We start from the raw sequence: 9030 nt of genomic DNA on the forward strand, positions 1-9030 counted from the left end.
CTGTAATATCGTCTTGGCTATCATATCTTTTGTTTTTAGGGTTTTAAGTATTGGCGGTGCGGACACCGCCATCCCGTTCAAAATTCTCGCATTTCGGAAATGGGGGTCTGCCGTTGTAGCCACTCTTTCACACATTCCATATTGTACTCGCTCGTGATGACTGCCGTATGGCTGTCGGTGGCGGTGAAACGTGTGCTTTCGTAATCATCTATCCACCCCTTGAGGGTGTCCGTTCCCCACGCTCCGGTATCGTCAAAGATACCGTCCAATGCCGTGATAGGTTCGCTGAACTTGACTATCAGCGTTTGATAGGTCGTGTTCATAGTCTGTCCTCCTTTCCCTTCTTTGCGTTCAGCCACTTGTCCCGTGCGGCTCGGCACTCGTCCAACGTGGGTTTGACACAAGAGAACAATTCTCTGTCTATGGGGTGGCGGTAGTCGTACTGCACAAGTGTCCGCCTGCGTCTTCCGATACCCGATTGGAAACGCTCGTATTTCTCCGTACCTGCTTCCGCGCAGGTGCTTACTCCGTTGATGGTCATTCGTGTTGTCATAATGTTGCTTTTTAGATGGTTAAAAATGTACTGACAGAACTCTGTTCTTCATCACCATTTCGGGGTTGCTTGTGTAGCGTTGGTGCAGGTAGAAATGGTGTGAGCCGAAGCCGTAAAGGAAAAACTTGTCAAGTTCGTGCTTCTCGGCAAACTCCTTTACGCTCTTTCTCAATTCCCCCTCACTCGTTGTGAGAGTGAGGAGGTTCACAAATTCAAGGAACATCGTGGGGATTGCATCATCCCACACACAAATCATACTTTCAATTCTTACTTCCATATCAATGTTGTTTTAGGGGTTATGCTATGCCGCTTTCATCCGCTCACGGATAAGGTTGGCGTTCTTGTTCACAAGGTCTATGATGCGCTCGTGATATTCGGTGTCCTGGTTGTGCTTGCCGTGGCACTGCACCACTTCGAGGGTTCGCAAGTCCACCTCTACGGTTTCAATAATCTCATCGCCAATCCTTGCCGATAGTATGAGGGTGTCGGCTTTCTTGTAGTATCCACTGCCAAACACGCAGATGCCCTGCGTCTTGCCCTCGTTGTAATACTCGTCTATGCTTTCAAGCACCTTGACGATTATTTCCTCGTCCGTGATTACCAAGCCGAAGAATTTGGATTTGTTGGCGATGAAATCCTCCGCATCTTTCTTTCGTTGGAGTTGTCGCTGTTGCTCACGCTCACGCCTTTCAATCTCCCAACGGCGTTGCTCTGCGGCTCTTTCCTTCTCGTGTATGGCTTCAATTTTTCGGGTTGCGTTGTCGTGTGCCGCCATGAAATCTTCGGGACAGATGTTCTTCGGGTTACGGAGGTCTTGACCGAGTTTTTTGAGCATACGCAGATAGTCGCACCACATTGAGAGGTTGTCTATCTGATACTTGTGACGCTTGGCAATCAGATATGATGCCCAACATTCATCGGCAGTACGGGTATTGAAAAGAAAGTGTTTCATGACCTCAATCTCACCGCCTTTCATAAGGGTTTCAATTCTTGGGTCTGAAAGCAAGGCTTTGAAAAGACGCACGGGGGAGATGCCGTGGAAATCGCCCTTGAAGCCGTTACGTCTGAGTTGGGGCAATATCCTCATCTTTGGATATGCACAGCTTCTTGCCACCACATCATCGTATAGGCTGTTGTGCGGTCTTACCTCCATATCGCTGCCTAATGCCCACACATCGCAATAGCAGAAAAGGAAGCCACGGAGCAACGCCATGTCCGTAACCTTGCCGTCGGGTGAAATCCAACGCTGCACGACCTCGTGGCAGTAGAAACGCATCGGTTCGCCTTTCCTGCTCTCGCATCTGACCTGCGCCACGCGGATTACCTGATACCCTTTGCAGGTGGTTATCACGCTGAAATTCTGCGTTTCCTTGTAGATGCGTCTGCGTGTGTCCTGCACTTTGAGTTCGGCATGGCATTTGGGGCAGGTGCAGCCTTCAAGGGTGTCGCATAGTCCGCTGTCGCTGTGCCACTCGTGACCGCAGTCGGAACAGGTGATGTTCCCTTTCTTGGTGCGGTAGCCGATATGCTCAACGCAGTGGCGGTATGCCCAATCTATTTGTGTCGCTGATATGGGGCGAAGGTTGGCGGAAAGTCTTGCCACCTCTTTCTGTATCTTGGTCTTCGGTTTCATAAGCCTAAATCAAATAATGAGGGTTGGGGTTGGTTTTCTTTTCTCGCTGACGGTCTGTGGCGGTTCTGCAACTTGCGGAGTTCCTCCTCTTGGTATTTGCGGACAGCGTTCTGACGTGCCTCCGCCTTTTCCTCTGCCGTGAGTTTCACAACGTGGTTCACAACCACTTGGCAGTCCATCGGTTTGCCCACCTCTATCTCGTTTTCCTCATAGTAGTGGATGGCTTGCCCGAATATCTCTCCGTCCGTGAAACCGTTGCAACCGCTTTTCTGCACATAGTTCAGAATGTGGGTCACGCACTCGTCCATGTTCTTGGCAGGGTTGCGGTACTTCTTTGCAAATAGCGCATCTTCCTCCGCACGCTGTTCCAAGTACATATATATCGTTCTCTTGAAATGGTCTGTTCCTTTCATATCGCTGTCATTTTTAGATTATCTGTTTCAGTATCTCTCTCCAATAGGTCGGCTCTACCTCGCTGAGAAGGAAGTCCATGAAATCCCTCCGTGCGTCCTTGTTCAGTTCGTGGTACAATCTTCGGAAAGTTTCAAAATTGCCGTTGATGTACGTTTCCACCATATACACGAAGATGTTGTCCACCTCGTAATATCTGCACTGCTGCGCTGCCGTCTTGCTGTTTCTTTTTGCCATGTCGGTAAGGGTTAAAGGGTGAATAACCAAAGGATGAAGCCAAAGAAGGCAATGGTGGAAAGGATAGCCACGATTACACCTATCGCCACTCGGAACACTCCGTTTACAATCTCTCTGATGATGCCCCAAAGGATGCCGAACACCCCGAAGGCGGTGCGCATCATCAAGCCGCATATCGCCAACCCGATGTGTTGCGCCATTTGTCTGAAATTTGCCGTTGCCGTCATATCTTCGCTGTTTTTGATTTTTTTGTTTTTAATGCGGATTCAAGAGCTGAGGGAGTTGAGTTTCAAACTATCTTATCTGCCTCTCGTTTATCCGACATTTTTTTTATGCGTCTTTCTGTCGCATCGGTCGTTTTCGTTTCGGGTGCTTGAAAAGGTAGGGATTAGGGAATGCAAGGTTTTTCGGTCAAAATACTACCCGCAGGGCTGGAGATTTTTACCGAAAACAGGAGGCTTGACCTTGCTTTCCCGTCCAATCCCGGAATTACCTTTGCGCCCAGAACGAAAATGACTGACTGATGCGGCTTACTGAAAGGCGCAAAATGGAGGTAAACGAAAACAGAGGCAGATTGTGTAGAAAAAAACTTCAGGGGAAAATCCGTAAAAAAAAGAATCACCAAAAGGAAAAAGACATCACCGGAAGCGTGAAAAGGGCAAACCACAACAAAGGAAGTATGATTGTTTCCGATCCGACGGAACTTGTTCAGCCGGGTGGCAACAATCATTCTTCCCGGTTTGTCCGGCTGTGTGTGGGCGCCTGTTTCATTCATGGGGCAGGCTGACACACTCTGCATTCACTTTCCGCTTCCGGCAAAAGAGACAGCGAAAAAAGAAAAATCATTTGAAAACCCGTAAAAGCACCTCTTGGCATAGGCGCAAAAGAAAGGGGCATTGCTTCATCTGTCTAAACATCGTTTAGGCGTGAGGCAATGCCCTTTTCTCCAGCTATGCGGTAGTCGGCACACGTTTGTTCCAAACTCGTTTTGGGCAATGGTGTGCCGACGGACAATACCGCTTTTACGGAAAATTCTTATGAATGAGGGGATAAAAAACGGGAGTTTATATCAAAATCTCGAATTAAATAGCTACTTTTGCATACGAAGAGTTCTTTGAAGGTTACGCAACGCGCAGAAGGATAATGCAGTAGATAACTAACTAAATCGTAACCTATTACTATCAAGAGCAATTAACCTACGCTCATTTCCAATAAATTACACTCTTTTCGTAACTTCCAACTGCAAAACTACGAAAACAAAAACAGATTCGAAAGAGGGTGTCCAAGAATGTATTTAAGAATCACGAAATACACTACCACACAGATATCCTTCACCCATTGCAATAACGTACAAATACAACCATAATAATTTTCTTATTCCCTTTCATCACCCTTTCAACACCCATGCATAACCCTTTGTCAATAGAGTAACAACGATTACAAAAAGAGAGTAAAACATTGAAAACAGACTTTTACAATAGGAAAACCCAATTATTTCCATCTCTAAAAGTATTCTAAACAAGGATATATCAAATCACTTGCAGCACACAAGCAAAAAGAAAATAATCAATTTCAGAATCAAACTAAATTAGACACTCCACTTCAAATTTAAAACGATTTCGGAATATATAATGACAATTTTTTATTAAACTCGCGTACATGCTGAGAAAAAATAGAATAAATCATATAAAGTAGTCATGCAAAATAATCTAATTGACAAAAAGATCGTTGACCAGAAACTGGCAGCCTGCGGGATCAGTGACATGGAAGATGCCACAATACGCGACATCGTGAAAGTGGTGAATATGGTGGAAGCCGAAAGCGGGGAAAAATTCATCCGTATGGAAATGGGCGTTCCCGGACTTGCCCCTTCTAAAATAGGTATCGACGCCGAGATCGAGGCGCTACGTGCCGGATGCGCTCAATTCTACCCGATGCTCGAAGGCCACAAGGAATTCAAGGAAGAAGGTTCCAAGTTCGTAAAGAACTTCGTGGACATCGACATCAAGCCGGAAGGTATCATCCCGACCGTGGGTTCCATGCAAGCCTGTTTCGCCGCCTTCATGGCAGTAACGGAATGTAAAAAAGGAAAAGACACCGTTCTTTTCATCGACCCGGGATTCCCCGTTCAAAAAACACAAATGCAAGTCATCGGAAAACCGTTCGAGTCATTTGACGTTTATAATTACAGGGGCGAAAAATTACGGGAGAAACTGGAAGAGCATCTTTCCAAGGGAAACATCGCTGCCATCCTGTACAGCAACCCGAATAACCCGGCTTGGATATGTTTCACGGACGAGGAATTGAAAATCGTCGGGGAACTGGCCACCAAATATGACGTGATCGTGCTGGAAGACTTGGCCTACTTCGCCATGGACTTCCGTCGGGATCTTTCCGTACCGGGCAAAGCCCCATTCCAACCATCAGTTGGTAAATACACGGATAACTACATCGTCATGATCTCCGGTTCCAAACTATTTAGTTACGCCGGGCAACGTTTGGGAATCATGTGTATTTCTGACGCTTTATACAACCGGAAATACGACAACCTGCACGATCGTTTCGGGGGAATGGGTACATTAGGTTACACCATCGTGAACCGGATCATTTACACGTTATCATCCGGAACGACTCACTCCTGCCAGTACGCCATGGCCGCCATCTTGAAAGCCGCCAACGAGGGACGTATCAACATCCTCGACGGGGTACGGGAATACGCGGAGAGAGCCCACGCCATGAAAGAGCTGTTCACCAAATACGGGTTCGAGATCGTGTATGACCGGGATCTGGAAGAACCTATCGCCGACGGGTTCTATTTCACGATCATCTACCCGGGATTCACGGGTGGTGACCTCACGAAAGAAATCCTGTATTACGGCATATCAGCGATCCCGTTGCGTGACACGGGTTCCAAGAAACAAGGTCTCCGTGCTTGCGTTTCTCAAACCGGACTCCACCGGATGCCGGAACTGGAAGAACGTTTAAAACGATTTGCGGCAGATCACACGAAATAATTGAAAATGGAGAATTGAAAATTGAAAATGTCTTGCAAAAATCTCATTTTCAATTTTCAACTTCAAGTTTTCAATTTACTGAAATTGAATCGGGAAAAGCTCCAGCGGAATGGCCTTAACATGAAAGTAAAACAATGTTAAAATACAGGGAAACTATTTCATGATTCAATTTAAGTTTGTAATTTTATCCCGTAAATGTGTTACAAAATATAAGGCAAAAAGAGAATTTATTTATAAATCATAATCAATTCAATTATGGCAAAATTTAGAGGCGCTGTCGTCGTTGACAAAGAAAAATGCAAAGGATGTAACCTTTGCGTGGTCGCGTGTCCTACCAAAACTCTTGACTTGGCGAAAGAGGTAAATGGAAAAGGATACCACTACTCCGAGATGGTAAACCCGGAAGCATGTATTGGATGTGCCAGCTGCGCGTTGGTATGCCCGGATGCGGTGATCACCGTTTACAAAATGAATGTACAATAAGAATAAAAACTACCGAAAATGGCAGAAGTAAAATTAATGAAAGGGAACGAGGTATTAGCCGAAGCTGCTATCCGTTGTGGATGTGATGCTTATTATGGTTACCCTATTACCCCGCAATCCGAAGTCATGGAGACTCTCATGTTACGCAAACCGTGGGAGGAAACAGGAATGGTCGTATTGCAGGCCGAAAGTGAATTGGCCTCTATCAACATGGTATACGGTGCCGCTGCTTGCGGTAAAAAGGCAATGACATCATCATCTAGCCCCGGTATCTCGTTGATGCAAGAAGGTTTAACCTACTTGGCAGGAGCAGAACTTCCCTGCTTGGTGATCGATGTAGTACGTGGAGGCCCAGGATTGGGAACCATCCAACCGGCACAAAGTGACTATTTCCAGGCAACCAAAGGTGGTGGTCATGGTGACTATCACTTGATCGTACTTGCTCCCGCTTCCGTTCAAGAAATGAACGATTTCGTAGGACTTGGTTTTGACTTGGCATTCAAATATCGTAACCCGGCCATGATCCTTGCCGATGGTGTTATCGGACAGATGATGGAAAAAGTTCAATTGAGCGAATATAAACCCCGTTGGACACAAGAAGAAATCGACAAGATGTCTGATAGCTGGGCTTTAACCGGTAAGAAAGCACACCGTTCTCACAACACGGTAACTTCATTGGAACTAGACTCTTACAAACAAGAAGTTTTCAACCACAAACTTCAAGAGAAATACAAAGCGATGGAAGAAAACGATGTTCTTTTCGAAGAAATTCAATGTGAAGACGCGGAATACATATTTGTGGCTTATGGATCAGCATCTCGTATTTGCCAAAAAGCAGTACAACTATGCCGTGAAAAAGGAATCAAAGTAGGTATCCTTCGCCCGATTACCCTTTATCCTTTCCCGAAGAAAGAAATTGCACGCTTGTCTAAGAAAGTTAAAGGTATCTTGACTGTAGAGATGAGTGCCGGTCAAATGGTAGAAGACGTTCGTTTGAACGTGGCCAATAACATCCCGGTAGAACACTTCGGACGTTTCGGAGGAGTAATCCCGACACCGGAAGAGATCGTTGAAGCACTTGAAAAACAAATTATAGGAGCATAAGCTATGTCAGTAGAATTAAAAGATATAATAAAAGAGGAGAATATTGTTTACAAGAAAACTCCCGTGCTTACCGATAACGTGATGCACTACTGTCCGGGATGTTCCCATGGCGTGGTTCACAAAATTATCGCGGAAGTGATTGAAGAAATGGGTATCCAAGACAAAACCATCGGTGTTTCTCCGGTAGGATGTTCCGTACTCGCTTACAACTATTTGGATATTGATTGGGCAGAGGCAGCACACGGACGTGCACCGGCCGTTGCAACCGGTATCAGCCGTATTCATCCCGATCGTTACGTGTTCACCTATCAAGGTGATGGAGACTTGGCATCTATCGGATGCGGGGAAATCATGCACGCTTGTAACCGTGGTGAAAACATCGTGGTAATCTTTATCAACAACGCAATCTACGGTATGACCGGAGGACAGATGGCACCTACCACCCTTTTGGGACAGGTAACCGCTACCACTCCTTACGGACGTGACGCTAAATTGAACGGATTCCCGATGAAATTAACCGAATTACTTGCACAATTGGATGGAACTTGCTACGTAACCCGTCAGTCAGTTCACACCCCGGCTAACGTGCGTAAAGCAAAAGCCGCTATCCGCAAGGCATTCGAGAATACCCGGAAAGACAAAGGAACTTCTTTCGTGGAAATCGTTAGTACATGTAACTCCGGTTGGAAAGTAACCCCGGTAGAAGCCAACAAATGGATGGTAGACAACATGTTCCCGAAATACCCGTTAGGAGACATCAAAGACATTTAATCAGTTCATAAAGTTCATAAAGTCCATAAGGTCCATAAAGTCTCTGTACTTACCTTATAAACTTTACAACTTTATAAACCTTATAAACTCTAAAATTATGACAGAAGAAATCATTATAGCAGGATTCGGTGGACAAGGAGTTCTTTCTATGGGAAAGATTCTTGCTTACTCCGGAATTATGCAAGATCAGGAAGTTGCTTGGATGCCTTCTTACGGTCCTGAAATGCGTGGTGGTACTGCCAACGTGACCGTTATCCTGAGCGACGAGCGTATCAGCTCCCCGATCTTAACGAAATACGATACCGCTATCGTCTTGAACCAACAATCTATGGACAAGTTCGAAAGCATGGTAAAACCGGGTGGTACTTTAATCTATGACCCGAACGGTATCACTCACGAACCGACGAGAAAAGACATCAATATCTACAAGATCGAGGGAACCGCCATTGCCGCAGAGCAAGGTAACCCGAAAGTGTTCAACATGATCGTTCTTGGTGGATTCTTGAAGGTAAAACCGATCGTGAAACTTGACAACGTGGAAAAAGGTTTGCAAAAATCTTTACCCCCTCGTCATCACAAGATGATCCCGATGAACATCGAGGCCATCCAGACCGGAATGAACAGCGTTGAAGTTGTTAACCAATTATAAAACGAAATAACCCCGCCTTCCGGCGGGGTTATTCGTTTTATACCTCCTTATCTCCTCGCATTGCTTTCTCATTGCTCCTTCATCAACGTTTCGAAATATCAGTAATGTGGCCAAAAATAGTTGGTAACATTTTTCCAATTAAAGCTTATCTTTGAATAGTAAAGTCGAAGAGGAA

Annotated in this window: 14 protein-coding genes; 6 read left to right on the forward strand and 8 right to left on the reverse strand. The window is 45.6% G+C overall.

Annotated features, from left to right (window positions below):
- Positions 1–77: 77 nt before the first annotated feature.
- The 8 genes from AB5542_RS20355 to AB5542_RS20390 all read right to left on the reverse strand — a co-directional run bounded on the left by AB5542_RS20355 (position 78) and on the right by AB5542_RS20390 (position 3633).
- Positions 78–323: a DUF6956 domain-containing protein gene (locus tag AB5542_RS20355; protein ID WP_004291529.1), complete on the reverse strand. Its 246-nt coding sequence runs from the start codon at positions 321–323 to the stop codon at positions 78–80.
- The gene (locus AB5542_RS20360) at positions 320–553 is read right to left on the reverse strand and encodes a DUF3873 domain-containing protein (protein WP_004304291.1); all 234 of its coding nucleotides are present in this window, start codon (positions 551–553) and stop codon (positions 320–322) included. The genes AB5542_RS20355 and AB5542_RS20360 overlap by 4 nt, the downstream gene beginning before the upstream one ends.
- A 19-nt stretch (positions 554–572) precedes the next feature.
- Positions 573–830, reverse strand: a complete 258-nt coding sequence (locus tag AB5542_RS20365; protein ID WP_004291531.1) for a hypothetical protein — start codon at positions 828–830, stop codon at positions 573–575.
- A 24-nt stretch (positions 831–854) separates the two neighbouring features.
- Entirely contained in the window at positions 855–2186 is a 1332-nt protein-coding gene (locus AB5542_RS20370) for a PcfJ domain-containing protein (RefSeq protein ID WP_004291532.1), read from the reverse strand.
- Positions 2183–2599: a PcfK-like family protein gene (locus AB5542_RS20375; RefSeq protein WP_004291533.1), complete on the reverse strand. Its 417-nt coding sequence runs from the start codon at positions 2597–2599 to the stop codon at positions 2183–2185. The genes AB5542_RS20370 and AB5542_RS20375 overlap by 4 nt, the downstream gene beginning before the upstream one ends.
- 13 nt (positions 2600–2612) lie before the next feature.
- Positions 2613–2834: a hypothetical protein gene (locus AB5542_RS20380; protein WP_004291534.1), complete on the reverse strand. Its 222-nt coding sequence runs from the start codon at positions 2832–2834 to the stop codon at positions 2613–2615.
- Positions 2835–2845: 11 nt separating this feature from the next.
- The gene (locus AB5542_RS20385) at positions 2846–3061 is read right to left on the reverse strand and encodes a hypothetical protein (protein WP_004291535.1); all 216 of its coding nucleotides are present in this window, start codon (positions 3059–3061) and stop codon (positions 2846–2848) included.
- Between the two features lie 161 nt (positions 3062–3222).
- Positions 3223–3633, reverse strand: coding sequence for a hypothetical protein (locus AB5542_RS20390; protein WP_004291538.1), 411 nt, complete (start codon positions 3631–3633; stop codon positions 3223–3225).
- Positions 3634–3739: 106 nt separating this feature from the next.
- On the opposite strand from AB5542_RS20390, the gene AB5542_RS20395 reads away from it, so the two are divergent.
- The 6 genes from AB5542_RS20395 (at position 3740) to AB5542_RS20420 (ending at position 8855) form a co-directional block, all read left to right on the forward strand.
- Complete coding sequence (locus AB5542_RS20395; protein WP_007567577.1) at positions 3740–3952, forward strand: hypothetical protein; 213 nt, start codon at positions 3740–3742, stop codon at positions 3950–3952.
- A gap of 579 nt (positions 3953–4531) precedes the next feature.
- On the forward strand, positions 4532–5848 hold the full coding sequence (locus tag AB5542_RS20400; protein ID WP_118304444.1) for a pyridoxal phosphate-dependent aminotransferase: 1317 nt from the start codon (positions 4532–4534) through the stop codon (positions 5846–5848).
- Positions 5849–6103: 255 nt separating this feature from the next.
- Complete coding sequence (locus AB5542_RS20405) at positions 6104–6331, forward strand: 4Fe-4S binding protein (protein WP_087420939.1); 228 nt, start codon at positions 6104–6106, stop codon at positions 6329–6331.
- 18 nt (positions 6332–6349) lie between these two features.
- A complete protein-coding gene (locus AB5542_RS20410) occupies positions 6350–7435 on the forward strand; it encodes a 3-methyl-2-oxobutanoate dehydrogenase subunit VorB (protein WP_087420938.1) in 1086 nt (361 codons plus the stop codon).
- Positions 7436–7438: 3 nt separating this feature from the next.
- Positions 7439–8206 (forward strand): thiamine pyrophosphate-dependent enzyme, encoded by a 768-nt coding sequence (locus AB5542_RS20415; RefSeq protein WP_087420937.1) that lies wholly within the window; start codon positions 7439–7441, stop codon positions 8204–8206.
- A gap of 97 nt (positions 8207–8303) precedes the next feature.
- Positions 8304–8855, forward strand: a complete 552-nt coding sequence (locus tag AB5542_RS20420; protein ID WP_027202853.1) for a 2-oxoacid:acceptor oxidoreductase family protein — start codon at positions 8304–8306, stop codon at positions 8853–8855.
- Positions 8856–9030 lie beyond the last annotated feature (175 nt).

This window comes from Butyricimonas sp. RTP31003st1_G1_RTP31003_210430 (genome assembly GCF_040920905.1).
GTDB lineage: Bacteria > Bacteroidota > Bacteroidia > Bacteroidales > Marinifilaceae > Butyricimonas > Butyricimonas paravirosa.